We start from the raw sequence: 25,244 nt of genomic DNA, 5'->3' as shown, positions 1-25,244 counted from the left end.
GGGATCAATGCCGAACTTTCGGGTTTACATCATCGACGCTGAGGGGCATATCCAGCGTCGAGTGGACCTTGAGGTCTCGAACGAATCCGCAGCAAGGGCTAAGGCGAGGCAGCTCGTTGATGGGCATGCCGTAGAGCTCTGGGATGGTGCAACCAAGCTCGCCCGGTTCGAGCCGATCCGCCGGCATTGAGCCTTCTATAGCAACCACATAGCCTTGAGGCAGCTCGTACCAGCAAGGCAGGGGCGGACCTTAAGGTATTAAGGTACGGAACTATTTGGCTAAATCGTCGTTCTATATTCCCGCTGTTCCGCCGCCTCAGGAAAAATGAGCAAATCATCATTCGAACGCATGGGGGATGCGCGCCGGTTCGAGCTGCTTGTAAATGCTATTGTCGATTACGCCATCTTTATGCTGGACACGGAGGGCCTCGTTCGAACGTGGAACGCGGGCGCAGAGAGGCTCAAGGGTTATTCCGCTGATGAGATTATCGGAAAGCCTTTCTCGACCTTCTATACGCCTGAGGAACGGGACAAAGAAGCGCCGCAAGCAGCATTAGCTGCTGCACGCGAGACTGGCCGTTTCCATTCCGAAGGATGGCGAGTACGCAAGAACGGCACCAGATTCTGGGCGCTTGTCGTGATCGACACCATCCGTGATGAATCGGGCGAACTGATCGGCTTCGCGAAGGTCACCCGCGACATCACCGAACGTCATCAGGCTCAGCTCGATTTCTTGGAGAGTGAGCGCCGCTATCGCCGGCTGGTGGAGGCGGTGGTCGACTATGCGATTTTCCAGCTCGACCCGGCAGGCAATGTAAGCACCTGGAATCCCGGTGCGGAGCGGATCAAAGGCTATGCCCCATCCGAGATCATCGGGCATCACTTCAGTCAGTTCTACACGCCGGAGGATCTTGAGCTTGAAATTCCAAAACGAGCTCTCGCACAAGCCGCCGAGACGGGCCGCTTCGAGGCCGAGGGCTGGCGAATGCGAAAGGACGGCACCCGTTTTTGGGCATCGGTGGTCATCGACCGCATCGTAGACGATGCCGGCGCGCTGGCGGGTTTTGCGAAAGTAACCCGCGATCTGACCGAACGAAAGAAAGCTCAAGACGAGCTGCGAAGCGTCCAAGACCAGTTAGCTGCGTCGCAGAAGCTCGAAGCCGTTGGCCAGTTGAGCGGCGGCATCGCGCACGACTTCAACAACCTTCTCATGATTGTGCTTGGCAACATCGAAACAGCTGAGCGCCATACTCGCCATCTTCCCGGCAGCGTGAATATCCAACGCGCACTCACAAACGCCAAGCGAGGCGCACAAAGAGCGGCGGCACTGACCAGTCGCCTGCTGGCCTTCTCTAGACGACAGGCGCTCGATCCCAAGCCCATCAATCTCAACACTTTCCTGAGTAGCTTGCAGGATTTCCTCCAACGCACACTTGGAGAAGGCATCGAGGTTCAGACTGTCGGAAGCGCGGGACTCTGGCAGATCGAAGCCGACACAAACCACTTGGAGTCGGCAATCATCAACCTCTGCATCAACGCTCGGGATGCGATGCCTAGCGGCGGCAAGCTGACCGTGGAAGCCGTGAACGTCTCGGCTGATGAGGACTACTGTCGAGTGAATCCAGAGCTTTCGCCTGGCCAATACGTCGTGTTGTGCGTGACGGACACTGGCAGCGGCATGTCGAGTGACGTCTTAGAGCACGCGTTTGAGCCCTTTTTTACCACCAAGGAGCCCGGACAAGGGACTGGCCTCGGCCTCAGCCAGGTCTATGGCTTCGTCAAGCAGTCAGGTGGGCACGTCAAGATCTATAGCGAAGTCGGTCAGGGCACCAGCATCAGGATGTACTTTCCCCGGCACTACGGGAGCAGCGTTCCGGTCGAGGCCGAAGGCGAGGAGATAGTGCCCGAAGCCGAGAAGCTTGAAACTATTCTCGTCGTAGAGGATGACGCAGACCTCCGCGCCTATGTGGCGGACGCATTAAAGGATCTCAATTACCGCGTCATTTCTGCGCCTAGTGCACAGGCCGCGCTGACTACCTTGTTGCAGGACGTTCCCAGGGTCGATCTTCTTCTCACCGATGTAGTGATGCCGGGGATCAATGGACGCGAGCTTGGAAGACGCGCTCAGCAGATCCGTCCCGGGCTGAAAATCCTGTATATGACCGGTTACTCGCGTAACGCAGTGGTCCACCAGGGCCGCTTGGAAGAGGGAGTGGACTTACTGGAGAAGCCCATCTCCCTGGCAAAACTAGCCCTTCGCGTGCGAGAGATGCTAGATCGTAAGGGTGCTGAATAGCGGACGCTTTCTCTGAATTGCAACTTCTGTTTATGGCTCACGGCGACTTGCCGGCCCCCTCTTTTGGAGCCCGGCGAGTAGCCCATGCCGGCCTCCCGATCAGCCAGAAAATCTGGGTTAGGACGCGCTTAGGCAGGCGGCGGTCGCTCCCGTCCAGCCACTCGACATACGCACGATATTGCCGTCCGACTCGCTCTGATCCCATCTAACGGGAGGGCGAATCACATGCGAGAGCAGCAGCTTGTCTTTCAGACGACGTTTGTTGACTTGCGTCCGAAGTGCGACGACTGCCAGATTGCCACTGACCTAAGATCGATGATTCTCGACCCCCGGGATGGCCGCCAGATTGCTGTCTATCAGTGCTCTATTGTGCTCGGCTCGCCTGGAAAGACTGATCACCGAACTATTTCAGGCGGACTTGGAGGAGGCAGGCCGTATTCCCTGGCCCGCTTTGCAGCAAGCTTTCGATATGAGGCCGCCTGCTCGAGCAATTGCGATTTAAAGGCGGAATCGAATTCACTGGCCGCAAGCCCTTCAAGCTGCACCGCACGCTCGAGATACTCTGTCAGCAGCTTCATGGGATTTCGCGCGTCGTTTTCGCCGTGAGTTGCTCAAGTGCAGAGGGTGGCGCTGCGCCGGGCGTGGCCAGCCAGTCATTGATTTTGCCATGCGGCTTCAGCCTGCCTCACCCGCTTCATCAGCAGCTCTCGCGCGGTGCCGGGCGGCAACTCTTCAGCGGCTTTGCGGAATTTTGCGGCTTCATCCGCGAGCCGCTGACTGAAGGAGATGGACTGCTTGATCCGGCGCCGCATACCAGAACCTCCCCGAACGCGCCCCACTCTCATCACGCGGGAGGTTCAACTTAGGTTCCGTACGAGGAACATGTCAGTTGTCGCAGCGGGGTTGGGAACTTCATCCAAAACAGCACTGGGCTAGCCCGTTGAGAGATAGTTTGACGACCAAACTTGCGTCTGTGCGCCTATCAATGGCTGAGCCGGTGCGGTGTAGGGAACCATCGACTTTCTGAGGCGTTCTGGCTTGTTGGGCGGCCCAACGGGGGGAGTCCGCCAATCTCTTCCCGAACAGAATGGCCCCGGCGTGGGCCTCCTCTCGCCCCGAGAGACCCTTTTATGTCCAACGTCGAGGAATTTCCGCTCTCCGCCCGTCGCCAGCCGACGGAGTTCGAGGCGCTGGTGGCAGCCGGCCAAGCCGCGCTGGATGCCATTCCTGGGGCGGTTTACCTTTGCGATGCTGAGGGCTGGCTGGTCGCTTATAATACCGAGGCGGTCAAATTATGGGGCCGGACCCCCGACCCCGCCCAGAAGGAACGTTTCTGCGGTTCGCACCAGTTGTACCTCCTCGACGGAAGTCCGCTCGCCCATAACGACTGCCCCATGGCCACGGCGGTTAGGGCTGGAACGCCCACGCGCAATGCCGAAGTCATCATGGCGCGGCCGGACGGCACTCGCTTTACGGCCCTGGTCAATATCCGAGCGTTGCGCGACCACTCCGGGGCCATCCAAGGCGCCATCAACTGCTTTCAAGACATCACTGAACGCAAGCAGATCGAAGAGGAAGTCCGACAGAAGACGCAGGACCTGGAGGACTTCTTCGAGAACAGCGCGGTCGGCCTTCATATCGTCAGCGGTGAAGGCATTATCCTTCGCGCCAACAGAGCCGAGTTGGCTCTGCTTGGGTATAGCCCGGAGGAGTACATTGGCCGCCACATCGCGGAGTTTCATGCCGACGCTCCGGTAATCGGCGACATCCTCCAGCGCCTGTCCTGCGGCCAGCCGCTCGAACGCTATCCCGCGCGGTTGCGGGCGCGCGACGGCTCGGTGAAGCATGTGCTGATTACGTCAAACAGCCGATTTGTGGACGGCAAGTTCGTCAACACGCGCTGTTTCACCGTCGACGTCACGGACTTGCGAGCCGCCAATGAGGCGCGTCAGGCCAGTGACGCACGACTCGCGGCAACGTACGAGGCTGCCATCGTCGGGATATCCGAGGCGGACGAGAGCGGCCGCTTCTTGCGAGTGAATGATTCTCTTTGTCGGATCACTGGGCGTTCGCGCGACGAACTGCTCGCAATGACATTCTACGACTACACCGATCCGGATGACCGGGCAAAGGACGCCGAACTCTATGCAGCTCAGGTGCGCGGCGAGGTCGAGAACTACACGATCCGCAAGCGTGCGCTTCGGCCCGACGGCTCTGTGCGCCATCTCGACATCTCCAGTTCGTCGGTGCGCGATTCGAATGGACGCTTTCTCTACGGCGTGCGTGTGGCCCAGGACGTCACCGCCACCAAACAGCTGGAGGATCGTCTGCGGGAAGGCGAGCAACGCATGCGCGATCTCCTTGAGGCTCTGCCCGCAGCGATCTACACCACTGATGCCGAGGGCCGTATCAATTTCTTCAATCGGGCCGCGGTCGAGATGGCGGGCAGAACCCCCCAGCCCAGCGATGAATGGTGCGTAACCTGGAAACTTTATTGGCCGGACGGTTCGCCTCTGCCCCACAATGAATGTCCGATGGCAGTTGCGCTACGTGAAAACCGCGCGGTTCGCGGTGCCGAGGCAGTTGCCGAGCGTCCAGATGGCAGACGCGTGCCGTTCATTCCTTATCCGACGCCGCTGCGCGATTCCGAGGGGAACCTGGTCGGCGCCATCAACATGCTCGTCGACATCACTGAGCGCAAGCAGGCAGAGAATGCTCAGAAGGTGCTTATCGACGAACTGAATCATCGTGTGAAAAATACGCTTGCCACGGTGCAGTCACTCGCGAGTCAGACCGCTCGTCATGCTGCCGATCTGAAAGAGTTTCTGCCCACGTTCACAGGACGGCTGTTGGCCCTTGCCCGTGCGCATGACCTTCTCACGACGCGCAATTGGCAAGATGCCCCTTTCGAGCAGCTGGTTCACGATATCGTCGCTCCGATCTCTGGCGGACGGGTTGTCACGGGCGGGCCGAACGTCAACCTAGACGCGCGTACTGCACTGAGTGTCACCATGGTGCTCAACGAGCTTCTGACCAATGCGGCAAAATACGGCTCACTGTTCGTACCGGGCGGATCCGTGTCGTTCGTCTGGAGGGTCGTCGAAGGTGAACGGACTCAAAGCACGTTAATATGCGAATGGATCGAACGAGGTGGTCCCCCCGTGGCGCCACCGAAGCGGCGAGGATTCGGCACGCGGCTGATGGAGCGTTGCGTCGAGCATGATCTCGCCGGCGAATTCGACCTGGTGTTCGAGCCGGAGGGTACTCGCTGCCGGATAGAGTTTCCCATTAGGGTCACGCCCACCGATGCTTGAGGTAGCCGGCGCCAGGGTCCTCCTCGTTGAGGATGAAGGGCTGGTCGCCCTTATGATCGAAGACATGCTGGAGGAATTGGGCCTCAAGGTTGTCGCCTCTGCGGCCCATCTGAAAACGGCATGCGAATTGGCGACCACCGGCTCCTTCGATCTGGCGTTGCTGGATGTCAACTTGGCTGGAGAATTTGTTTTCCCGGTCGCACGCGTTTTACGTGACCGAAGAATTCCCTTCCTGTTCAGCACAGGCTACGGCGCACAGCCCTTGGAGGAGGAGTTCAGAGAAGTGCCCGCGATCGGCAAGCCCTTTTCGGTAGACCAATTGAGAGAAAAATTGCGAACGCTTCTTTCGCGTTCCTAAGCTCGCCACGGATCAGGACCTCCGTTCTTCCAGTGGGCAATCAATCGGTCATTCAGGTCGCTCGGCATTAATGTGCAGGATGAAGAGAGTGTTTTGAAACTCGTCTTTAACTTCCATCCGCCATTCCCGGCCGGGCACCAGCTTTCCATCAATACCCTGCAGCGTCTGCCCCGCCATCACAGTCGCTTCTTTCCAGGCGGCGTGCTTATCCGGCAACTCCTCGCCGACGCGATCAATCTCGGTGTGTTCGTGAGTAACATTGAAGTAATAGCGCGGCATCACGAAAGACCTCAACTTCAAAGGTACTTCGTAACGTCCTGGTTTGGTAGCCGTTCCGCATTCACCTTCGATCCATCAGCTTGGCTATACAGCGTTCGAGCTGGTCTATCTGAAAAGGTTTGGTGAGAAGCGGGCGATCCTGAAATCCGTCCGGTATTCCGTCTGCCTCGTAGCCACTCGCAAAGGCGAACGGGATGTTGCGCTCTGCGAGGACCACCGCGACCGGCTCACTACTGGTGTGGCCAAGCAAAACGTCCACCACCGCGAAATCAAATTCGGCTTGGTTGGCGTGCTGCAGGGCAGAGGCCAGATCACTAGCTTCGGCCACAACGGTGTGGCCCAGCTCCGCCAGCATGTCGGCTATCATCATCTGGATGAGTGCTTCATCCTCTATAAGCAGCACCGAAGCCACAAGCCGTCCCCGATGCCTTCTATTGCCGCTTCATCTTTGCTGGGTTCGGGAATGCACGCAGAGCAGCAGCCCGCAGCTCATCCAAGGTGGTGTTCCCGGCTTCGGCAGCTGCAAGAAGCTGTTCGGCAATGAGCTTTCGGCTCTGATGGTCACCGCCGTTCGGAAGCTCCTGGCACGTCTCTTCCAGTACGATTTCCATATTCGACTTCACGCGATCGGACAGGGTCATTCATCTCTCTCAAGGCTCGGCGGGCGATTTCGCCAAATATGGAACTGACGAGCCGGCACCGTCAACGGAGGCGATTGGTTCTAGCTAGGCCTCCCAATTGGCCCTAGGATGCTCGCCTCGGAAGGTAACGGCCCACTGTCCGGATCGCCGCCACCGGGATGGAGCGGGAGCCTGCTATCGTGCGGACTGCACGGCTTCCGCTCCTCTTGGGCACGAGCTTGTGCTGTTTATTTTGGTTTCCTAACAGTTCACCGCCGTGAGTACCCCGTTGCACAGCCGCTTATCCGCTTGTGGCCCTCGCTGACAACGAAGGGGCCGCGGCTACGCTGGCAGTTTGCGGGAAACCGGATGTTTTACGATGGTCCCGTGACGTGCTCCTAACTCGCAGCGGACATGCTGACCGTTCGCCATTTAGCGTGCTCAGGGCAAGGCCGGGACCTTGGGTTTGGTTCAGGAACTAAAGAGGCCCCCGGCGGACCGGGAGCCTCGCACGCCATCAGGGGTACATCCGCCCTGATGGAGTTTTACTTTTCAAGTGCGTTCATCGAGAAACTCGATGTAACTCCTAGCGCAGCAACATGATCAGGATGATTAGGGGGATGGGGATTCCTATCAGCCAAAGCAGAATGGGCATGGTATCTTCCTTTGTATCTTCCTTTTTCTATCGACGCCGCGAATTCCAGGTACCATCGCGGAGGCCTCCGCCTTCAGTGGCCGCGAGGCTGGCGCAGAAAGCTCCAAGGAGCATTGCTGCAGTCAGCCAAAAGGCGAGGGACGCAGTTGCCTTGCGGGCGGCATCGGCATCGGCTTTCACTTGCGTTACGACGTCATTGACGCGCTTGTCCGCATCGGCCTGGCTCATTCCTGTGCGGGATGCGACGACTTTCGCTGCGTATTCGCGATCAGAACCCTTTAGGTCACCGCCATTGCGAAAGCTCCGCGTGAAGAGGCGCACCATCTCGCCGCGCGAGTCGGTTGCGTTGGTCGTCCCGCCCGGGGCCGCCCCGGTGGGGCCTGTCGCTGCCGGGTCCGACCGTAGAAGCGTATCTACATAACCATCCATTGGGCCATTGGTCTGCGCAGCGTTAGCGGCGCCCTGGGATGCACCGACGGCGCTGCCTCCAATCAGACTGGTCGCCGGAATGGCGAGAGCGGTGGCCCCGAGAACGGTGGCCAAAGCCCAGGCGATGAAGCCGTGAGCGGTGTCCCGAAAATAAACCTCATCGCGATGTACATCGGTCCAGCTTGAACGTAGCCGACCTGCAATATAGCCGCCGATCGACGACGCAAGCATAGCGATGACAATGAGATAGAGCCCGGTTGTAATCTTGAAAGTTGTTGCTGAAACGCCAGAGCCGGACCAGGGAGAGACCATGGTAAGGCCGAGGCCGGTCCCAAAGACCAGCAAGACGAGGGTGAGCGCGCAAGCCACTACCGCGCCTGCCACGATGGATGGCCACGATAATCCCGCAAGCGTTGACGTAGACGTTCCTCCCGGAGTGGGAGCAACCACGACAGTATCGATCATTAAAGTCTCCTCAGCATGCCCCTTCAGTGGCGCGATAATGGGCAGCTCGCCCGAAAGTTCCATCAAGGTTCCGCGGGGAAGCATGATAAGATATGGATGCCTTCAAGGTCGAAGGTCGAAGGGCGAGGCCGCCCAATTAGGAAGCCGACTTTTTCGAGCGCCCGGAACAGATGAGAGGCTGAGTGTCGTTGCGACTGAACGACTTCGATGCTGACGAACGAACGACGCCGCCCCATCCGGACTTGCGGGGTGGGTCATCTCAGTTGCGGAAGCTGGTGCGGGTAGCCCCGGCTCTTGGGATTTGTTTGCGAAACGCAATACCTGGATCGTCACTTCCTATTCGCGATGTCGCCTCTTGGCCCATCGCATCCGTTGGCGCAGTGCAGCGGTAGGTCTGTAGTCGGGGGCATAGCGGAAGTCATCGCCTCCGGCGCGGACCGCCGCCTTTGACCCAAGGCGGATCGTAAAAAATCCGGGGCGTGCCATTAAAGGTTCCGCAACCACCGGGCGAGATGCTTTTCGGCATTATGGCCAAGGTTCTCTTTGCAATCCTGATTGGAATCTGCGGGCTTGTAGCCGCTGACCGGCACTATGCGTATGGAGTCTATACCGACGCCACCTTACGTATGCTGTACCACATCCGCCATTCGTTCGGTTTGTAATGCGCTCTGCGAAGACAGCCTTTGTCACGCCACCGATGCGTCGCGCAATGATCGCGATCAACGACCAGAAAGTCTTTCGCGTTTATGGGCCGAACGGTAGAGTCTGGATATGCGAGCGCGACGGCGTGTCACCACGCACACTATGGTGGTTGCTCGCAAACAATCTGATAGAGGACGAGCCCCAAACGAGCGTCGCCAGGGATGCAGTCACAACCATCAGAATGCGCTTAAGTACGGCCGGTTTTGATGCTCTCAGAGGGACCAGAACGCAACCACTGAGTTGATCCACACAGATACAGTTTCCGGTGCTGTAGCTGTCAGACTGCACTTCCGCTAATGGGCCCTTAGGCGACATGGCGGACTACGGCATCGTCGTCCGCTACCTGGTCGAAAGCAGACGTTCGTCTTACAAGTGCAGAAGCTGGACAGCCGGGAAATGGCTTGAAGGGTCTCGCAACGAAGGATCTTTGTTGCTGTGCTACCCTTTCCGGGGACCCATTTTCGGCTACCCCCGGGCCCCCGTTAGGTCCATAGCTCAAGTGACGAACCGAGCCTTGCACCTCGCCAGCTCGGCGACCTGTTATGAAGCGCCCGGTCAATGCTGGATTGTAACCGGTCCGAGAAGGGGCCGCCTCCCCGCAGTCTTCAAAACGCCGGCCGGTCAGGGACTTGTAGAGACTGATGATAGAAGGGTTATTGTATAATCAGATGGGATAGCACTTCCTTCAAAGGAGGCCCTCAGCCTCCAACGCGCTTCTTAGGCCTTTGCGTCGATCACAAAGCGAACGGACAAGTCTTCGGGCTGCGTCGGCACTCATCCCGGACGCTCTACAGCGCCGAGCTATTTGGCTTCTTTTGAGTCCCTCAATCCTGCGAACAACACCTTCAAGGCGCCGGCGATTGGAGTGCAATCGAAGTAGTGGCGACGGTGGGATTTCGATGCCAATGCTGCTCAGATCCCCGCCAAAGGCGTTCTCAAAATCAATCGCGACAACCTTCAATCCATCCCGAGCAGGATTGACGATCAAATTGGTGTCGTCCGCATGATCCGTTGCGCCAATCCAAGCCAAGTACGCCAGCAAGCTGCTTGCTCGTTCAAGGGCGGCCTGCTCCTCGACAGAAAGATCGCGATGAACGACAAGCTCTTTTTCGCGCACAGCGTAACTCGCGGGACTAATGCGATAGGAGATCGCTGCTCGCTCCCGCTTAGCACCAACGCGAATAAGACCATATTCGACTCGAGCCACGGCAGCCCCCACAAGTACCGCTAAATGGTACCCTAGCCACTCGTACTCCTGACTATCGAGCTTCGCAAATCCCAACTGCTGACCATCTCGAACGGGGAGGGCCGCGCCTTTTCTAGACCGACGTGAATCGTGCTGCCAGAAGCGCGGCGAGCCGGAACGACATTTCTTTCTCGCCATGTTTTGTCGCAAGCCCAGGCTTGCCCCCATTTGCTCATAGATATTGACAAGGTCAGGCCGTGGATGTGCATCCATCACACCTGACTTGGTCGAACGGCACCTGTTTCGCGCGCTACCTGCGCCGCGATCTTGGCGAGCGGATGATGAAAATAGTGCTCGCTCATGGCGCGGCGGATGGCAGCCGAAGACGCCTGCTCAACATATGGCTTCAAAGCGTCGCCATCCTTCCATCCGACGCTGTAATCCTTTGTTGCTGGATAAGCTTCGAGCCACGCCAGGGCATCGGCTCCGATCGGGCCGTTCGTCCACAGCTCGAAAGTCACGTGCCTGCCGGACAAGCGCCCGTCCGTCCTGAATATCTTGTGCAGCAGCGGCACCCGGTCTTCGCGCCACTTCTGCACTTCCTCTAAGTTTACGCGCCCGCCGGGGATTTTCGCCTTGCATTCGATCACAAGCGGACCTTTGTCGTGCGGCCGGTCGAGGAGCACGTCGGTCTCTGCTGTCCGGCCCGTCTCGTAGTCTTTCCACTTTTCGCCCGACCTCAGATATCCGCCTTCGACGTCCTTGGCGAGGGAGCCCACGATGATCTCGAAGAGCGCACCACGAAGATTGTTCGCCGCCCCTTCGATACGGGTTAGGCTTTTCAGGACACGCTCGATGTGATCCGGATTGACCGAAGCTGTTGCCCCTGTATCGGTGAGAAGCGCGATCAAGTCACGGAGCGCCTTCGCGACTTCCTCGCCGAACAAATGCGATGTCGTCGTCGCAAGAATTCCTCTTGAACGAGCGAGCCCGAACGCCTTACCGGCGAAGCCGTCAGCAACAAGGAACGGCATGATCGGGGCAACGTTTGCCGGTGCTGATGCAAGATCATGCTTGCGAACGAAGGCCGCAACCGCATCTTCGCTGAGCACATCGCGCAAATTGACATCGCAAACGATGAAGCCTGGCTTAAGCCCATTGCCTGCGGAACTCACCAGCGGCCGAGCGTAAGACGGCGCGCTGAGATCCCACGTGATGCTCGATACCATAGGGGCATCGCCTTCACCGCGAACCCTGACCTTATCGAAACTTCCGAAACCTGTGCGTCGGAACCATTCTTTCATGCCATGCAACACGACATTCTCGGCAACAAGCCGGGCTCTGATCCGCGTTATGGTGTCGCCGCTATATTCCAAGGGCCGAAACTTCACGTAAGTTTCGTTGGTCGCGTCGTCATAAATCTCTTCAAGCAAGTTGATCGCCGATAGGCGGTCGAAAACACGTTGCGGAGAAAGCTGCCGGGACCGCGCAGCAGGGGTGCCGCATACTCCTTCGAAGAACCGGCGCGGGAAGATGCCGCCGCGCGCCTTCAGGCCTGAGATTGCACCCCAATATGACTTGCCGTGATTCCGGAAAACGCGCTCCAACGCTTTCCAATATTTCTTGTCGCCGAACTGATCATCGAGATAGAGGAAGCGCGCGTTGTGCGGGAAGCGAAGGCCAGCCAGCCGCTTGATTGTGAAGTCGTCTGCACGCGCGATGCGTTGGCGCGCGGCAGCCGCCGACAGGCCGTCCTTCGCCATTTCGGCGATGAGCTCGGTGGTGAGCGCAGGGCCAATTCGCCGGAAAACGTCTTCAAGACTGGGCATGGGCCCAGTATGTCATACTGCTCTATTTATAACAGCTTCTCTATGCTGAGGCCGTCTTTTTCGGATTGAACGAGCATCAAAAATCCCTGAACAATATCAATGCCTTATTGTTATGTTTATCATCACCCAAAAAGCACCTGTCACACCGTAAATGTCGCAAGTGGGATTCAGGGAGGCGCTTTCTCTCGCGTAAGCGGCGTGATCGAACTTCAGAGAGGACCCGCGTTCTTCTAGCAGTTCACCCCAATTCACGAAATAGTGAGCAAAGCGGCTCCTTTTTTATCGAGTATCAATGAATTCAATGATACTAGTATCCTACTCAATCACACAGGAGATGTCACCTATGAAAGGCTTAGGCCCTGCCGAGCTAGAGAAGGTCGTCGAGCATCTGCAAGCCGCTCTCGCCATCCTTCAACCAGATAAAGATAATCAAGATGAGCGCAACCCGAACTGGTTTCGGGATACGGGTCATCTGACCGACGCAGGCATTGCTCATCTTTTCTCTCTCTTTGAGCGTGGCGTTTCGATCTATGCCGCAGCCAAGGAAATGAAAATTTCGTATCGAGCGACGGCACTTAGACATGCCGACTGGAAGAAAAAGAAAGTCTGAACGTCAAAGCGATACTGATATTGACGAGATTGATATGTCCAAAAAGTACTCAAAAACTGTAGCCGATTTTCGCGAAACCAAGATTGGAAAGTTGTTGCAGCCGATCTTGGAGAGCCCCGAAGTCCTTGAAGAATGCCAGCAGCTTTCTCGTGACGGCGTCCCGGCCTTGCAAGCCGTCGGTCGCGAAGCTGTCCGTAAAGGATTGGATCGCATGCTCGACCATCAAGCGCTCCGCATCATTGGACGCTGGCTGAAACAAGAGCTGTTGTCGTTGGGCATGCGTCAAATTGGTAGCGGAGCTCGCGTAGCGCGAGACCATTGCTGGAAGACAGGTGCCATGTATGGTTGGCACACCACCTGAATTTTCCAGTCGGGACTTTGAAGAAGCCCCCCTGCGTTCGAACGCAGGGGGCTTCGTCGCCGAACCGCGAGGGCGTTGCCGACATGCCCTCCACTATGGCGGCAGCAACTACACAGAGCCGCGCGCGCACGAGATGATCGAACCTTTCGGAAGATTTCGTTAGAGAAATTCATGGCTCACGACAGCCCAGCGCGCACCTTAAACAAGCTGACAAGCCCAACGGCGGTGAAAGCTGCCATCGCCGAATGCGATCGATTAGGGCGGGAGGCTTTTCGTCGCCTGTATCACTTTAAGCCCGCGCGTGCGTATGCCCTTCGTTACTCAGGTGGCGTTTATGATTCAAAAGCCATAGCGGCGGTCGCGTTTGGATATCAGTTTGGAACTGAGCCGCTTGCTTGGGATGAATGTAGTGGCGGAAAGGTCAAGGGAAATGCTGCTTGGGCTTTAGATCGATTGGGCTTTCACGTCACCGGCGTCAGGCACGTGGGGTGGTGGATCGAAGAAGCAGAGGCCGCAGTTGACGCCTATCTTGAGATGCTCGCGCTTCATCAAGCTGGCTTGCCTTTCAAGAAGAAGGATTACCATAGCAAATTACACTCGCAAGGACCCTCTCGCACTGCCAAGGCTTACGAATGGAAGTTACAAAACGTAAGCGCGGTGCTTCAAGAGATGGGGAGGGAATGGCTTCCAGGATACGCACCAGCGCCGGGCTTCCAAACTCTTCTGCGGTACGTCTTGGAGGATCGCATTGGTCGAGAATTCGATAGCTCGGAAGCAGAGGCGATTCGTACTGAGTCTGCGAGCAAGCCCCGTCTCGTCAGAATCGACTGGGCGCTAAGAGATGCCGAAAATCGAGAACTCGGCAAGGGCGGCGAACGCTACGTCTTCGAGCGAGAGCGGCAAACGCTGAAGGAGGCCAACAGGGCCGATCTGGCCGCGAAGGTGAAATGGGAGGCAAGCGAGGCGGACGGCCACGGCTACGACATATCCTCGTTCGATCTCGATGGAAAGCCCATCCACATCGAAGTTAAGACGACAGCACATGGCGAGGCCACGCCGTTTTTCGTGTCTAGCAATGAACTTAGCACATCGTCTCGGCTGGACGAGTCGTATCGGCTCTATCGGGTGTACAATTTCCCGGCTTCTCCTGAGATTACCGTCTATCGAGGAGCGCTTGAGAAATGCCTTGTGCTGAATCCGACGTCCTATCGCGCACAGCGAAAATAAAGCTTTAGCCCACACGTCCCAGCGAGGCTTTTCCGTACGCTCGCTGTGCATGGGGCAGAAAATCGATCCCATGCGGACTTCGAGAAGCGCCGAGATCAATGGCTTTAAGAGTCCCGCAACTAACGATCCTTGCTTGCTGTGCTACCCTTTCCGAGGACCCAATTTCAGCTACCCCCCGGGGACCTGTTTCGGATAACCCCCCGGCCCTAGCCAGAGGCCACAGCTGATCACAGGGTGGGGCGTGGCGACTATCGGTTCTTCGACCCGCTATAAAACGCGAGGACGATGCCGAATCGTATTGGGTCGGAGAGGAGGTCGCGTCCTACCGAGTACAGAAATACCCGGGGTCAGGGACACTTAGGAGGACTGATGGTAGAAGAATAAATGTGTCATCAGTTATATGCGGGCTAAAGAACAGATGATCTTACGACTTCGCGACTAGACTAGGGAAGTCGTTTCCCAAAAGTGGGATGACGTTCTGCACCTCGATCAGGTGCGATTGCAATTAGCGAGCACCGTTGCCTATATAAAGGCGCCAAGCAGCGTTCGCCATTTCTCTCTCGTCAATTTGCCGACGACAAGGTACTTCAAGCCAAGGCTTGAGCTCAGCCCAATTATCCAAGTAACTCGAACGGCTTCATGCAGCGATAGGGACGGCGACCAGCTCGGCGAGCTTAGCCGCGACGTCGGCCATCGGCATTTCTGCCGTGTCCAGGCCGTTTCGCGAGGCGAGCATAGGGCTGACGTCGCGAAGAGCATCGTACGACGTGTTGTGTATTATTGGTACGATTTGGTCACGCTGGAGAAGTACCGAAAGCTCTTTGTCTGCGACGCCCCCTGCTGGAAGGCGCTTCAGCATCGAAGGAGTCACCAGCACGATCCCGATCCGCGACTTCGCCAAGCCCTTGTCGATAGCCCGGAGAAACGGCTCACCGAGGCCAATGTCGTTTTCGCTGAACCAGACCGAGACGCCCCGTGCTACGAGCAGATCGTACAGCTCCTTCGCTGCCCCCAGCCGGTCGTCCCACGCGTGGCACAAGAAAATCTGCCGAAGGTCCGGCATTGCCGCTCGCTTTTCGACGGTCTCACGGATTGGCGTAAGCGCACGCACTTCTTCGGGCGTGTAAAGCTGAGACGAGCCGGCTCCCGACCAGCGTGGCTTTGTGTTGCGACTTGACCTGCCGCCCCCACTGCTGCTGCGGCTGCCACCGCTGCTCCACGACGCGGATGGGGACGGGGAAGGGTAGGACGGGGTATAAGACGGAGTGTAAGACGACCTAAAGCCGCGATAGCGCGGCCCGCACACTGGGCAGTCCTCTCCGCCGCCCCGTATATGCCCTCTTACTGGTGCCGTGCATCTAGACATGTCGGTCTCTCTTCAAGGGAGTTGCATTATCTCGGCGGATCCTCGCCGAAGGTGTAGTGCCCGGCACGGATTTTCTTCCGTGCTCGCTTAAAGCACCATTCCGGCGGCGTATAGGCGTCGCTGTTCGCGTTTTCCAAACGAGTTCGGGCTTCTTTGTATTCAGCCTCGAATGCATCGAACGGCTTGTGGGGACCGATCGCGGCAAGGTCGCCGAAAACGATCTCCAGATTTTTGTATTCGCCTGCTAGCCGAGTTGCCGTCGGTAAGTGCTCATCAAGCTTCAACGCCGCGTAAACCGCCGGGATAAGCCCGGCGACGAGCGCCATGGTAGCCGTGAGGTATTCGTACCGATTGTCGCCCTTCAGAATTTCCCAGCTCGCCAGCGCACCGAAGATGATGGGCAACACCACGAACACGATGCGCGTCACGCGCAACGCGCGAAGCCAGACCATAAGCGTATTCGATGTGTAGAGGCAGCGTTCCCACTGTTCCCTGCACTGCGCTTTCAGAGCCGCCGCCGCTGCATCGCTCATATCAGGGGCATGTCGTTGCCGAAGATTTTCTGCCACTCAATGCCTGCCATTACCGAGTCATTATTGGACTCGTATTCGCAAGCTTTCACGGCGCGGGCATACGCGCTGTCAGTACGTGACTTCCAGGCATCGCCGATCCAGATCAGTTCATATGTACCGGGCACCCAGATATAGCTGTTCACTTTGCCGACCAGGTATTTCAGAAAATCTCGGACCATCCAGTCATAGTAGGTACGGCTTTTGCCCGCATTCTCCCACGACGAGAGAAAATCGACCGCCATTATTTCGATCCAGAAGGACTTGAGTGGCACCGAGCAGTAACCCTGCCAGCACTTCATCATGCGGATGAGTTCGCGGGTGTTTTCGTTCGTCGTCTTGTTCGAGTCCGCAACAGCTTTGTATTCAGCGTCCGGATCGAATTCCTTGTAGCTGCCGCCATTCGTCGTGAGCGGGATGTAGTACTTGCCGGTCGTCAAAGGGAACGCCGGCACCAGCTCGACGGCGTATGATGCGAATGGCACCTTGATCACCGGACCGTCGCCGCGAACGTCGGTTTTGGGAAAACTGGCTTTCAGCGCGTCCTTCACTTCCTGGAGAAGCTGGGACTGCTTGTTGCCGGTGCGCAACTGGAAACGGTCATAGACCGACTTCGGGAGCTTGAATAAGACATCGACATCGCGTGGCGGTCGGATGCGGGTGTATTTTCCCCAAGAGCCGACGTAAAAACTGTTGTCCGTTTCGGAGGAGGACGACCAGTACTTGATGTTGAGCACCTTGCAGACGCTGGCGCGCTTGGTCTTGCCGTCGTCGATCTGCGCCGTGCTCAGCGTGATGTTGTCAAGGAACTGCTTGAACCGTTCTGAAACACTCAAGGAAGACACTCCCACAGTCATTATGACCTCCTAGTCATGATGTGGGCTACATGCAGTGCCCCCCCACCCTCTGACACCATCATGTGGGGTTCCATTTGAGTCGCCGCAACCCCTGATTCTCCTGCCGTTAACTTACACCCGTTATTCACCGGTTGATTTATGTTCTTTATATGTTCTCAATGCAGACTGACCCAAGACCGACGTTTTCTCCCCGTGGACCGTCGATCGGCCGCACGAGGATTCGTTCATCGCGAAGGACGCCAATGGCATCGTGCTGGCGACAGTGCATTGCCGGGACGATCTACAAAAATGGTCGTTCGGTCACAGCAAGCTTTCGTCGGATGGAGCAAGGAAGATCGCCAAGGCAATCACCCGCATCCCAGCGTTCATGATGCAGCGGCGCGGGTTCTACTTGCGGGGTCAGGGCAACTATCGCTGGAAGCCGGCGCAGCCGTACCATGTTGCTTTCGAGGATGGATACATTCGCGCGCACTGGCATGTCTTCAGCGAGATGTCCCGCCTCAACGGCATCCCCTTCGACTCGACCGGCGAGAAAATCCAGCGCGGCGGCTTGTGGTGCGTCTACGAGTTCGGGCAGCAGTTCGATGCAATGATGATGTGGAATCGCTTTGAGGGTCGATGGTTGCGCGACGAAGAGTTTTCATACCCAGAGCGCCCAGAGAACATACCGACGATGAAGGAAGTAGCCCCCGTGAAATCGTGGAATACTAAGCCGCCTGACCTTCGGCGATAGAGCAAAATGACTGCGGAGCAAAACGGAGCAAAATTTCCGCTCCGCTCAATGCGCTCGCGGCTAAGTCGTTGAAGTTTTGGCGATCCCGGCATGACTCGAACATGTGACCTACGGTTTAGGAAACCGACGATCTGGCGACGTCCCGGTCGTCCGTAGCGATCTCCATGGAACTTCTTGGTCCACTTTTGCTCCAATCACCAAAGTCTTTCACCCCAGCGGATCAGTGCTCAAGCAAAACTGAATTGGCCTTACCGGACAACTAGCGGCGGTTCAGCTGGCAGGAACTTGGCGGCTCATCGTCATCAAAAAACTCTAGCGCGCGGACGGGTTGGCTAACGGCATGTACAGTCCCCTACACCCGATTAGGGTCGGGCGGGTTTATCCAACAACGGAGAACCCAAATGCCGATCCTCAAGTCCCTCTCGTTCACCGCACTGCCCAAGGTCGCCAGCGATCCGGTGCACATGCGCCGGACCAAGTTCATTACCAAGCTGGAGGAGCAGAAGCTGCTCCTCAACGACCCTAACCACGTCAGGACCGTCCAGCGTTGGACCAAGGTCAACGGCGAGCGTCAGGCCACGACCAAACAGCAGGCGGTCCGGCCCTGGTGGAAGACAGACGCGAGCGGACAGGTGGTCATGTCGATCAAGTTCGGTGCCAAGCCGATCGAGTTTGAGAAAGGCAAGGCCGGCATCGTCGTCGGCTCCAAGGACAAGCTGCCGGCCGTCATCGACGCCCTGATCGGAGCTGTGCGGGCTGGCGAGTTGGACGACCACTTCAGCCAGGCGGCCAAGACTGGCGGTATCGGTAAGTCCCGCAAGGCTGCCTGACCATACAGAGCGGGCTGGGTAACAGTAGTGCTCCCAGCCCGTCTCGCCTCAGTTGGGTCGGGTATTCGCCCGCAGGGCCACGCCGGAGCCCTCCGATCTGGACGGACTTTCCACCGGACACGCGTTGCTCCCGCGACGGTTCGATCTCCCAAGCTCAGTAGCACACACGTCCAGCCACCTGCGGCATTGAAGTAAGCCGGAGATGCTGGACGCGACTTGCTGCCGCAAATGAGCTACTGGACGTCTTGTCATATACCGGTCGGCCGCCTCGGCTGAGGTTGCTCGTCCGCGCCCAAACCCCGGCCAGCTCGCGACGCTACGGATACGTCCGACCGATTTTGGCAGTGATCAGCTTGGACGTGCAGCTAAAGTTCGGCTTAACGGCTTGGATCGGCTGGACGTCATCCCCTACTTGGCCAGGGTGAGCCGGGACGGGACGGGATTGGTCCGATCTCAATCCAAAGTCGGGTGAGCTGGAAGGGACCGGAAAGGGCTCAGCTAACCTTCCGGCGGGGACCGGCCCGGCTCGGCTTCCGAAAGAACTCGGCTGGGTCCACGTCCAGGATCTTTGCCAGCTTCTCGACGATCTCCAGGCCAACGTAGGTCACGGCCCGTTCGACCCTGCTTAGGTAGGCCCGGTCCACCCCAGCATCATTAGCCAGTCGCTCCTGGGACAGCTTCCGGTCATGCCGGATGCGCCTGAGGTTGGTCGCGAAAACTTGGCGGAGGTCCATGTACGGACCAGACCAACCTGTGGTTTATTCGCCCACGGCTTTAAAGCCTCAAACGATCAGCATCACCAATAACGAGGGGCTAAAGTGAAAAAGATTAGCGCGACAGTGACCTTGCTCCTACTCTTGGGTATTCCGCTGGCCGTCGCAAACATTCAAACGCTGTACTCGTGGTTTCCGGCGCTAAAGCCCGCTCTCGCAGCTGCGATCGATGTGGCTACCGGCTACGTCCCACCAGCAGGGCCGTCACTACGGGTGACACATGAATGCAGGTATCTGGATCGAAAGGCTACGCAGTGTTGGGATCATTTGAAGATCGTCTCGATCACCGAGCAGCCCGTCACTATCGAAAAGGTTGTCGTAAACGGCAGGCCAGAGTGCGTCCCGGACGACGGTGTCGCCAATTTCGCCATGCTGTTGGCAGCTCAGTTTATCAATGTGACCAACAGGACGATTAAGACGGGAGATGCGTATGGCATCGGGCTGAGGTGCGAACCAGTGTCGGTGAAGATCGTCACCGACAAGGGGACCTGGACCGGAGGGGCCGGTGGCTGATCAAGCCGTTTTTTGGTGGCAGTGGACAGGCCTACCATGGGCTAGGCTAAGTCAAAAAATTATGTGGGGTGGAATGTGGTACCCTACTGTCAGCAATACCGAAAAACTAAACTTGTCATGGGCTTGATGACTAATCGTGGCGGAGAGAGTGGGATTCGAACCCACGGTACGGTTTCCCGCACACACGCTTTCCAAGCGTGCGCCTTAAGCCACTCGGCCATCTCTCCGGAGCGCCCTCTCTTGAAGGGGCGCCGATGATTTTGCAAGGGATCGCGGGGAAATCGGGTGAATTTTCCGTAAGATATTGTATTTACGGGATAATATCTGGCGTGGCAGATGCCCTGACCGGCTTGCCGGCTGAACCGGTGACGGGTTTGGCGCGACGATTCACCTGAGAACAGCAGACACGACCGGGGACGCCATGACCATCCGCAGCACCATCGTCGCCCTTGGCCTGATTTCGGCCCTTGGCTCCGCCTTCGCCGTGCCCGCCGCCGCCCAGGTCTGCACCCGGCAAGGGGTCGATGTCAGCTGCAACGACGGCCGGCGCGGGGTGCTGTCGGGCGATGCCATCATCTGGCCGGACGGCACGCGCTCGAGCTCGGCGCCGCATCCGAGCGTGATCATCGGCAACAAGAGCTCGGTGCATGTCGGGCCCGGCGTGTTCGTCGGCAAGGGCAAGGGCATGGCGCCGATGGACGATCCCAACGCGCCGAACAAGCGGCAATGCGCCATTCTGGATGGGGTGTCGTATTGCTATTGAGGCCGCAGTCGTACGCCGTCATGCCCGGGCTTGTCCCGGGCATCCACGTTCTTAAGGACTTGGGGTGAGACGTGGATGGCCGGGACAAGCCCGGCCATGACGCGGAATCCTATATCAGCCTTACGCCTGAGATCGCCGACTTCAGCCAGCGCAGAGCCTGCGGCGGCTGCGTGGCGAGCGGGGTGACAGCGGCCTTCTCCGTCCGGCACTTCTCGAGCTCGGCGACGAAATCGGCCGACCATTGCTGGATGGTGTGGCCGCGCAGCTTCTTCATCATCGCGTCCCAGCGCATCTTGCGCTCGGTGAGCGGCATCGCGGCGGCGATCGCGATCGCGCGGGCCATGCCGTCGATGTCGTGCGGATTGACGACCAGCGCGGCATCGAGCTCGTTGGCCGCGCCTGCGAATTTCGACAGCACCAGCACGCCGGGATCGGCCGGGTTTTGCGCGGCGACATATTCCTTGGCGACGAGGTTCATGCCGTCATGCAGCGGCGTCACCACGCCGATCTGCGCGGTCCGGTAGAGCCCTGCGAGCACCGCCTGGCTGAAGCCCTTGTTCAAATAGCGGATCGGCGTCCAGTCGACCTCGCCGTGGCGGCCGTTGACGTCGGTGACGAGGCGCGCGACATCGTTCTGCAGATTGCCATAGGCTTCGATGCCGCCGCGCGAGGGGTTGGCGATCTGCAGCAGCGAGATGCTGCGCAAGAATTGCGGCTGTTCGGTCCAGAGCCGGTCGAACGCGCTGATGCGGTTGACGAGGCCCTTCGAATAGTCGAGCCGGTCGACACCGATCGCGAGGCGCTCGCCATTGAGGCTGCGCCGCAGCCGCGACACGTCGGGATGCGAGGCCGATTTCGCCGCGTATTGCGCAAACTTCTCCGCATCGATTCCGATCGGGAAGACCTCGCAGCGGGTGCGGCCATGCTGCGAAATCGCAACGCCGTCCTCGACGGCGAGGCCAAGCTCGCTCGCGACGTAGCCGAGAAAATTCTGGCAATCCTCCTCGGTCTGGAAGCCGAGCAGATCGTAGGCCAGCATTGCCGTGATCAGCTCGCGATGATTGGGCACGCCCTGCATCACCGCGGCGACCGGCCACGGCGTATGCAGGAAGAAGCCGATCGGATCGTCGACGCCGAGATCACGCAGTTCGGCGCCGAGCGCGAGGAAATGATAATCCTGCACCCAGAACGCGGTCTTGGCTTTTCGGAAGCGCATCAAGGCGCGCGCCATGAAGGCGTTGACCTCGCGATAGCTGACGTAATCGTCGCGCGAGACGCGGATCAGATCGCTGCGCGAATGCAGCGCGGGCCACAGCGCCGAATTGGCAAAGCCTTCGTAATAGCCGCCGTAATGCGCCGCCGGCAGGTCCAACGTCGCAATCGCGCCCGATCCGAGCGCTTCGATCTCCGCGAACGGCTCCTTCTGATGGCCGTCACGCACACGGCCCGAAGAACCCACCCAGATCGCGCCCGAATGTTCCACCACCGGCAACAAGGCCGCCGCGAGGCCGCCCGTCATGGGCTCGTTAGGCTTGCCGCGCGCGACGCGATTCGAAACGACGACTAAGTTCACAGGTCGTCCCCTCCTGTTTCATTCCACCCCGTTTAACTGCCGTTCATCAATATGGTTCCTGTCATCGTTTCAACCAATTGAAACCAAAATCGGGCACGCGCGTTGGAACTGGTTTCGCTTCGGGAACCCGAGATTTCGTTGCAAAGTCAGCTTATGCGGCCATGTTGCGCAGCACGCTTAGCGGCGCGCGACGGCGCCGTTCCCAAAGCATCATGTCTGCGACGCGGCCTTGCCTTTATTTCACCTCGGGTCGAGCAGGCGGGCAAGGAACGCACGCACATCGTTCGGCGCGTCGAAATGGCCATTCACGCCCATGGCACGGCGACCGACGGAGAAGGCAAGCCCATCCATGTCGGGCATGATCGCGAACACGGTTTCATCGGTGACGTCGTCACCGATGAAGATCGGACGCCGTCCTTTGAACGGCTCCCGCTTCATCAGTTCGCGCACGCCGGTCGCCTTGGTGAATCCGGAATGCTTGATCTCGCAGACGAACTTGCCGGGCAGCACTTCGATCGGCGCATTGGGCAGGTCGGCGCGGATCACCGAGACCGATTCGTAGATCGCTTTCTCCGCGTGCGGCGCGAGGCGGTAATGCAGCGCGAGTGAATACCCCTTGTCCTCGAGCAGAATGCCGGGCGAAAGCTTGGCGATGGCGGCCAGGCGCCGCTTCAGCTCCTTGTCCAGCGGCGGGGCGTGCACGTCATCGGCCTCATTGTCGATCGACAGCCGCATCTCCGCGCCGTGGCCGGCGACGGCGCGGAACACATCGGGTGCGAAGATCAGGTCGATGTCGTTGAGCGAGCGGCCGCTGACCAGCGCCAGCGCGCCGGAGGTGCGCTCGGTCAGCCGATTCAGCGTGTCCGACAGGCCCGGCGGCACCCACACTTCGCGCGGCGTCGGCATCAGGTCGAGCAGCGTGCCGTCGATGTCGAGCAGAATCGCGATCTCGTCGAGATGCGGCACCAGCGCATGCGGCACCGGCACCGCATCGGGTGCTTCGTCGTCCGGCATGGTGCGCTTCTGGTCCAACGTCATTTCTGCAAATTCCGATTTCATCAGTCTACTCCATAAAGGCGAGCGGCCGCGCGATTTGTTCGAGCGATTTGCGCTCCGCAGGGACGGCATAGCGCCACGCCACGATCGCGGCCGCGATCATCAGGGCTGACCCCAGCAGATAGCCGGCGAACACGCTGGTGCGCGATCCCGTGTCGATCAGCACGCCGAACAGCGCCGGCCCGATCACGCCGCCGATGCCGGTGCCGACCGCGTAGAACACCGCGATCGCCAGCGCGCGAACTTCGAGCGGAAAGGTCTCGCTGACGGTGAGATAGGCCGCGCTCGCGGCCGGCGAGGCGAAGAAGAAGATCACCATCCAGGCGATGGTCTGCCCCTGCGCCGAGAGGACGCCGATGGAGAACAGATAGCCCGAGATCGCCAGCAACAGGCCCGACACGCCATAGGTGAACATGATCATGATGCGGCGCCCGAGCGTATCGAACAGCCGGCCGAGCAGCAGGGGCCCAAGGAAATTGCCGGCGGCGAAGGGGAGCAGGTACCAGCCGACATGATCGGCGCTGATGCCGTAGAAATCGGTCAGCACCAGCGCGAAAGTGAAGAAGATGGCATTGTAGAAGAAGGCCTGCGCACTCATCAGCACGAGGCCGACCAGCGCGCGCTGGCGATATGCCGAGAACAGCGTGTGCACGACCTCGCGGATCGGCGTGTGATCGCGCATCTTCAGCCGGATCTTTGTGAAGCGTCCGTCGCTCGTATCCTGGTCGTGTCCGATCACCGAGCGTTCGATCTCGTCGACGATTGCGTGGGCCTGATCGGGGCGGCCATGGATCATCAGCCAGCGCGGACTCTCCGGAATCCACATCCGCATCAAGAGCACGACGAGGCCGACGGTCGCGCCGATGAGATAAGCCAGGCGCCAGCCGAGATCGGGGTTGATCACGGCAGGATCCAGCAGCACGATCGACGCCACCGCGCCCATTGCGGCCCCGATCCAGAAACTGCCGTTGATGACGAGATCGGTCCAGCCGCGATAGCGCGCCGGCACCAGCTCCTGGATGGTCGAGTTGATCGCGGTGTATTCGCCGCCGATGCCGGCACCGGTGAGGAAACGAAACAGCGCGTAGCTCGCGACATTCCATGACAGAGCGGTCGCGGCCGTCGCCGAGAGATAGAGTGCCAGCGTGATGAAGAACAGCTTCTTGCGGCCGATGCGGTCGGTCAGCCAGCCGAAGCCGAGCGCACCGAGCACGGCGCCGGCGAGATAGGCGGAATTGGCAATGCCGAGATCGAGATTGGTGAATTGCAGCGACGGGCTCTGCTTCAGCGCACCGGAGAGCGCACCGGCCAGCGTCACCTCGAGTCCGTCGAGGATCCAGGTGATGCCGAGCGCCAGCACGACGCGAGTGTGAAAGCCGCTCCAGGGCAGCGCGTCGAGCCGCGCGGGGATACTGGTCTCGACGATGCGATCGGCCGCGGCTGCCGCGACCACAGGAGCATAGTTCGGCGCTGGGCTTTGCTGCAATTCCATCGGGTTGTTGTGTCTGATCAATGGAAGCGCCCCCGGCTCACATGACGTGGACGGGGTTGATCCGATCATCGGGGTGCGGCATTCCGCCTGCCACCTGCGACAACGTCTGCGGCGAGGCCGGGTTCCCACGGGAACGCCCTTCGTACCGCTCGTTTCCGATGGAGCCGCAAGGAGTTGACGCATGGCTCATGTCAGAAAGACGACACAATCCCGCAAAACAGCCTTGCGCAGGACGACGAGCGCCAAGCGCGGCGCCGTGCGGACGAGTGCGAAGCGCGCTGTCGATGCTGACCTTCTACATCAACCGCGCAAACTCCGTTGTCGTCCCGGACAAGCGGAGCTCTTGGCAACGCGTAGCGTTGCCGGGAGCGGAGCGCTGATCCGGGAC

General features: G+C 58.9%; 25 protein-coding genes and 2 tRNA genes. 10 read left to right on the top strand and 17 right to left on the bottom strand.

The window, feature by feature from the left end; translation table 11 throughout:
- The first annotated feature begins 325 nt into the window (after nucleotides 1–325).
- Entirely contained in the window at nucleotides 326–2,296 is a 1,971-nt protein-coding gene (locus tag XH81_RS09955) for a hybrid sensor histidine kinase/response regulator (RefSeq protein WP_271596136.1), read from the top strand.
- Nucleotides 2,297–2,691: 395 nt separating this feature from the next.
- Here XH81_RS09955 and XH81_RS09950 read toward each other — a convergent pair whose 3' ends face one another.
- Together XH81_RS09950 and XH81_RS09945 are read right to left on the bottom strand one after the other, a co-directional pair.
- Nucleotides 2,692–2,874, bottom strand: coding sequence for a hypothetical protein (locus tag XH81_RS09950; RefSeq protein WP_271596135.1), 183 nt, complete (start codon nucleotides 2,872–2,874; stop codon nucleotides 2,692–2,694).
- 75 nt (nucleotides 2,875–2,949) lie between these two features.
- Nucleotides 2,950–3,108, bottom strand: coding sequence for a hypothetical protein (locus tag XH81_RS09945; protein WP_271596134.1), 159 nt, complete (start codon nucleotides 3,106–3,108; stop codon nucleotides 2,950–2,952).
- A 318-nt stretch (nucleotides 3,109–3,426) separates the two neighbouring features.
- Here XH81_RS09945 and XH81_RS09940 point away from each other — a divergent pair, with 318 nt between their 5' ends.
- On the top strand, nucleotides 3,427–5,610 hold the full coding sequence (locus XH81_RS09940) for a PAS domain-containing sensor histidine kinase (protein WP_271596133.1): 2,184 nt from the start codon (nucleotides 3,427–3,429) through the stop codon (nucleotides 5,608–5,610).
- Nucleotides 5,603–5,968, top strand: coding sequence for a response regulator (locus XH81_RS09935; protein ID WP_271596132.1), 366 nt, complete (start codon nucleotides 5,603–5,605; stop codon nucleotides 5,966–5,968). Before XH81_RS09940 ends, XH81_RS09935 begins: the two co-directional genes overlap by 8 nt.
- A 48-nt stretch (nucleotides 5,969–6,016) precedes the next feature.
- Here the strand turns inward: XH81_RS09935 and XH81_RS09930 are convergent, their stop codons facing one another.
- The 6 genes from XH81_RS09930 to XH81_RS09905 form a co-directional block, all read right to left on the bottom strand.
- Complete coding sequence (locus XH81_RS09930) at nucleotides 6,017–6,247, bottom strand: DUF6894 family protein (protein ID WP_271596177.1); 231 nt, start codon at nucleotides 6,245–6,247, stop codon at nucleotides 6,017–6,019.
- Nucleotides 6,248–6,308: 61 nt separating this feature from the next.
- A complete protein-coding gene (locus XH81_RS09925; protein ID WP_271596131.1) occupies nucleotides 6,309–6,659 on the bottom strand; it encodes a response regulator in 351 nt (116 codons plus the stop codon).
- Between the two features lie 19 nt (nucleotides 6,660–6,678).
- Nucleotides 6,679–6,888: a hypothetical protein gene (locus XH81_RS09920; protein ID WP_271596130.1), complete on the bottom strand. Its 210-nt coding sequence runs from the start codon at nucleotides 6,886–6,888 to the stop codon at nucleotides 6,679–6,681.
- A gap of 661 nt (nucleotides 6,889–7,549) precedes the next feature.
- The gene (locus XH81_RS09915) at nucleotides 7,550–8,479 is read right to left on the bottom strand and encodes a hypothetical protein (protein ID WP_333913282.1); all 930 of its coding nucleotides are present in this window, start codon (nucleotides 8,477–8,479) and stop codon (nucleotides 7,550–7,552) included.
- A 1,324-nt stretch (nucleotides 8,480–9,803) separates the two neighbouring features.
- The gene (locus XH81_RS09910; protein WP_271596129.1) at nucleotides 9,804–10,502 is read right to left on the bottom strand and encodes a hypothetical protein; all 699 of its coding nucleotides are present in this window, start codon (nucleotides 10,500–10,502) and stop codon (nucleotides 9,804–9,806) included.
- Nucleotides 10,503–10,576: 74 nt separating this feature from the next.
- Complete coding sequence (locus XH81_RS09905) at nucleotides 10,577–12,133, bottom strand: hypothetical protein (RefSeq protein WP_271596128.1); 1,557 nt, start codon at nucleotides 12,131–12,133, stop codon at nucleotides 10,577–10,579.
- A gap of 343 nt (nucleotides 12,134–12,476) precedes the next feature.
- Between XH81_RS09905 and XH81_RS09900 the strand changes: the two genes are divergently transcribed.
- The 3 genes from XH81_RS09900 (at nucleotide 12,477) to XH81_RS09890 (ending at nucleotide 14,331) form a co-directional block, all read left to right on the top strand.
- Complete coding sequence (locus XH81_RS09900) at nucleotides 12,477–12,743, top strand: hypothetical protein (RefSeq protein WP_271596127.1); 267 nt, start codon at nucleotides 12,477–12,479, stop codon at nucleotides 12,741–12,743.
- Nucleotides 12,744–12,777: 34 nt separating this feature from the next.
- A complete protein-coding gene (locus XH81_RS09895; RefSeq protein WP_271596126.1) occupies nucleotides 12,778–13,104 on the top strand; it encodes a hypothetical protein in 327 nt (108 codons plus the stop codon).
- A gap of 171 nt (nucleotides 13,105–13,275) precedes the next feature.
- A complete protein-coding gene (locus tag XH81_RS09890; protein ID WP_271596125.1) occupies nucleotides 13,276–14,331 on the top strand; it encodes a DUF3883 domain-containing protein in 1,056 nt (351 codons plus the stop codon).
- A gap of 637 nt (nucleotides 14,332–14,968) precedes the next feature.
- Here XH81_RS09890 and XH81_RS38575 read toward each other — a convergent pair.
- From XH81_RS38575 to XH81_RS09875, 3 genes are all read right to left on the bottom strand, one after another.
- Nucleotides 14,969–15,394, bottom strand: coding sequence for a toll/interleukin-1 receptor domain-containing protein (locus XH81_RS38575; RefSeq protein ID WP_333913279.1), 426 nt, complete (start codon nucleotides 15,392–15,394; stop codon nucleotides 14,969–14,971).
- 329 nt (nucleotides 15,395–15,723) lie between these two features.
- Nucleotides 15,724–16,230, bottom strand: coding sequence for a hypothetical protein (locus XH81_RS09880; protein WP_271596123.1), 507 nt, complete (start codon nucleotides 16,228–16,230; stop codon nucleotides 15,724–15,726).
- Nucleotides 16,227–17,123, bottom strand: coding sequence for an SMODS domain-containing nucleotidyltransferase (locus XH81_RS09875; protein ID WP_271596122.1), 897 nt, complete (start codon nucleotides 17,121–17,123; stop codon nucleotides 16,227–16,229). Before XH81_RS09875 ends, XH81_RS09880 begins: the two co-directional genes overlap by 4 nt.
- Before the next feature lie 250 nt (nucleotides 17,124–17,373).
- Between XH81_RS09875 and XH81_RS09870 the strand changes: the two genes are divergently transcribed.
- Nucleotides 17,374–17,856 carry a hypothetical protein gene (locus XH81_RS09870; RefSeq protein ID WP_271596121.1) on the top strand — a complete coding sequence of 161 codons (483 nt, stop codon included), beginning with the start codon at nucleotides 17,374–17,376 and terminating at the stop codon, nucleotides 17,854–17,856.
- Between the two features lie 77 nt (nucleotides 17,857–17,933).
- On the opposite strand, the gene XH81_RS09865 is transcribed toward XH81_RS09870, so the two are convergent.
- Nucleotides 17,934–18,030 (bottom strand) — tRNA-Arg (locus XH81_RS09865).
- A 227-nt stretch (nucleotides 18,031–18,257) separates the two neighbouring features.
- Between XH81_RS09865 and XH81_RS09860 the strand changes: the two genes are divergently transcribed.
- The gene (locus XH81_RS09860) at nucleotides 18,258–18,686 is read left to right on the top strand and encodes a DUF6641 family protein (protein ID WP_271596120.1); all 429 of its coding nucleotides are present in this window, start codon (nucleotides 18,258–18,260) and stop codon (nucleotides 18,684–18,686) included.
- A gap of 494 nt (nucleotides 18,687–19,180) precedes the next feature.
- Here XH81_RS09860 and XH81_RS09855 read toward each other — a convergent pair whose 3' ends face one another.
- Nucleotides 19,181–19,420: a helix-turn-helix domain-containing protein gene (locus tag XH81_RS09855; protein WP_271596119.1), complete on the bottom strand. Its 240-nt coding sequence runs from the start codon at nucleotides 19,418–19,420 to the stop codon at nucleotides 19,181–19,183.
- Nucleotides 19,421–19,504: 84 nt separating this feature from the next.
- Here XH81_RS09855 and XH81_RS09850 point away from each other — a divergent pair, with 84 nt between their 5' ends.
- Nucleotides 19,505–19,972 carry a hypothetical protein gene (locus XH81_RS09850; protein WP_271596118.1) on the top strand — a complete coding sequence of 156 codons (468 nt, stop codon included), beginning with the start codon at nucleotides 19,505–19,507 and terminating at the stop codon, nucleotides 19,970–19,972.
- Nucleotides 19,973–20,109: 137 nt separating this feature from the next.
- On the opposite strand, the gene XH81_RS09845 is transcribed toward XH81_RS09850, so the two are convergent.
- Nucleotides 20,110–20,199 (bottom strand) — tRNA-Ser (locus tag XH81_RS09845).
- Nucleotides 20,200–20,393: 194 nt separating this feature from the next.
- On the opposite strand from XH81_RS09845, the gene XH81_RS09840 reads away from it, so the two are divergent.
- The gene (locus XH81_RS09840; protein WP_028142001.1) at nucleotides 20,394–20,735 is read left to right on the top strand and encodes a hypothetical protein; all 342 of its coding nucleotides are present in this window, start codon (nucleotides 20,394–20,396) and stop codon (nucleotides 20,733–20,735) included.
- Nucleotides 20,736–20,844: 109 nt separating this feature from the next.
- Here XH81_RS09840 and XH81_RS09835 read toward each other — a convergent pair whose 3' ends face one another.
- The 3 genes from XH81_RS09835 to XH81_RS09825 all read right to left on the bottom strand — a co-directional run bounded on the left by XH81_RS09835 (nucleotide 20,845) and on the right by XH81_RS09825 (nucleotide 24,856).
- Nucleotides 20,845–22,308 carry a trehalose-6-phosphate synthase gene (locus XH81_RS09835; protein ID WP_028142002.1) on the bottom strand — a complete coding sequence of 488 codons (1,464 nt, stop codon included), beginning with the start codon at nucleotides 22,306–22,308 and terminating at the stop codon, nucleotides 20,845–20,847.
- A gap of 240 nt (nucleotides 22,309–22,548) precedes the next feature.
- Nucleotides 22,549–23,367, bottom strand: coding sequence for a trehalose-phosphatase (otsB, locus tag XH81_RS09830; protein ID WP_028142003.1), 819 nt, complete (start codon nucleotides 23,365–23,367; stop codon nucleotides 22,549–22,551).
- 4 nt (nucleotides 23,368–23,371) lie between these two features.
- A complete protein-coding gene (locus XH81_RS09825; protein ID WP_028142004.1) occupies nucleotides 23,372–24,856 on the bottom strand; it encodes an MFS transporter in 1,485 nt (494 codons plus the stop codon).
- Nucleotides 24,857–25,244 lie beyond the last annotated feature (388 nt).

The organism is Bradyrhizobium sp. CCBAU 25360, from assembly GCF_028128695.1.
GTDB classification, from domain to species: Bacteria; Pseudomonadota; Alphaproteobacteria; order Rhizobiales; family Xanthobacteraceae; genus Bradyrhizobium; species Bradyrhizobium ottawaense.
The sequence above is the reverse complement of the archived record's forward strand: the minus strand, read 5'-3'. Positions and strand labels throughout refer to the sequence as shown.

Excerpts from the sequence above, each read along its gene's own strand:
- XH81_RS09955 (WP_271596136.1), top strand. The coding sequence starts at position 326 with ATGAGCAAATCATCATTCGAACGCATGGGGGATGCGCGCCGGTTCGAG.
- XH81_RS09950 (WP_271596135.1), bottom strand. The coding sequence starts at position 2,874 with ATGAAGCTGCTGACAGAGTATCTCGAGCGTGCGGTGCAGCTTGAAGGG.
- XH81_RS09945 (WP_271596134.1), bottom strand. The coding sequence starts at position 3,108 with ATGCGGCGCCGGATCAAGCAGTCCATCTCCTTCAGTCAGCGGCTCGCG.
- XH81_RS09940 (WP_271596133.1), top strand. The coding sequence starts at position 3,427 with ATGTCCAACGTCGAGGAATTTCCGCTCTCCGCCCGTCGCCAGCCGACG.
- XH81_RS09935 (WP_271596132.1), top strand. The coding sequence starts at position 5,603 with ATGCTTGAGGTAGCCGGCGCCAGGGTCCTCCTCGTTGAGGATGAAGGG.
- XH81_RS09930 (WP_271596177.1), bottom strand. The coding sequence starts at position 6,247 with ATGCCGCGCTATTACTTCAATGTTACTCACGAACACACCGAGATTGAT.
- XH81_RS09920 (WP_271596130.1), bottom strand. The coding sequence starts at position 6,888 with ATGACCCTGTCCGATCGCGTGAAGTCGAATATGGAAATCGTACTGGAA.
- XH81_RS09915 (WP_333913282.1), bottom strand. The coding sequence starts at position 8,479 with ATGGAACTTTCGGGCGAGCTGCCCATTATCGCGCCACTGAAGGGGCAT.
- XH81_RS09910 (WP_271596129.1), bottom strand. The coding sequence starts at position 10,502 with ATGGCGAGAAAGAAATGTCGTTCCGGCTCGCCGCGCTTCTGGCAGCAC.
- XH81_RS09905 (WP_271596128.1), bottom strand. The coding sequence starts at position 12,133 with ATGCCCAGTCTTGAAGACGTTTTCCGGCGAATTGGCCCTGCGCTCACC.
- XH81_RS09900 (WP_271596127.1), top strand. The coding sequence starts at position 12,477 with ATGAAAGGCTTAGGCCCTGCCGAGCTAGAGAAGGTCGTCGAGCATCTG.
- XH81_RS09895 (WP_271596126.1), top strand. The coding sequence starts at position 12,778 with ATGTCCAAAAAGTACTCAAAAACTGTAGCCGATTTTCGCGAAACCAAG.
- XH81_RS09890 (WP_271596125.1), top strand. The coding sequence starts at position 13,276 with ATGGCTCACGACAGCCCAGCGCGCACCTTAAACAAGCTGACAAGCCCA.
- XH81_RS38575 (WP_333913279.1), bottom strand. The coding sequence starts at position 15,394 with ATGCCGGACCTTCGGCAGATTTTCTTGTGCCACGCGTGGGACGACCGG.
- XH81_RS09880 (WP_271596123.1), bottom strand. The coding sequence starts at position 16,230 with ATGAGCGATGCAGCGGCGGCGGCTCTGAAAGCGCAGTGCAGGGAACAG.
- XH81_RS09875 (WP_271596122.1), bottom strand. The coding sequence starts at position 17,123 with ATGACTGTGGGAGTGTCTTCCTTGAGTGTTTCAGAACGGTTCAAGCAG.
- XH81_RS09860 (WP_271596120.1), top strand. The coding sequence starts at position 18,258 with ATGCCGATCCTCAAGTCCCTCTCGTTCACCGCACTGCCCAAGGTCGCC.
- XH81_RS09855 (WP_271596119.1), bottom strand. The coding sequence starts at position 19,420 with ATGGACCTCCGCCAAGTTTTCGCGACCAACCTCAGGCGCATCCGGCAT.
- XH81_RS09840 (WP_028142001.1), top strand. The coding sequence starts at position 20,394 with ATGACCATCCGCAGCACCATCGTCGCCCTTGGCCTGATTTCGGCCCTT.
- otsB (WP_028142003.1), bottom strand. The coding sequence starts at position 23,367 with ATGAAATCGGAATTTGCAGAAATGACGTTGGACCAGAAGCGCACCATG.
- XH81_RS09825 (WP_028142004.1), bottom strand. The coding sequence starts at position 24,856 with ATGGAATTGCAGCAAAGCCCAGCGCCGAACTATGCTCCTGTGGTCGCG.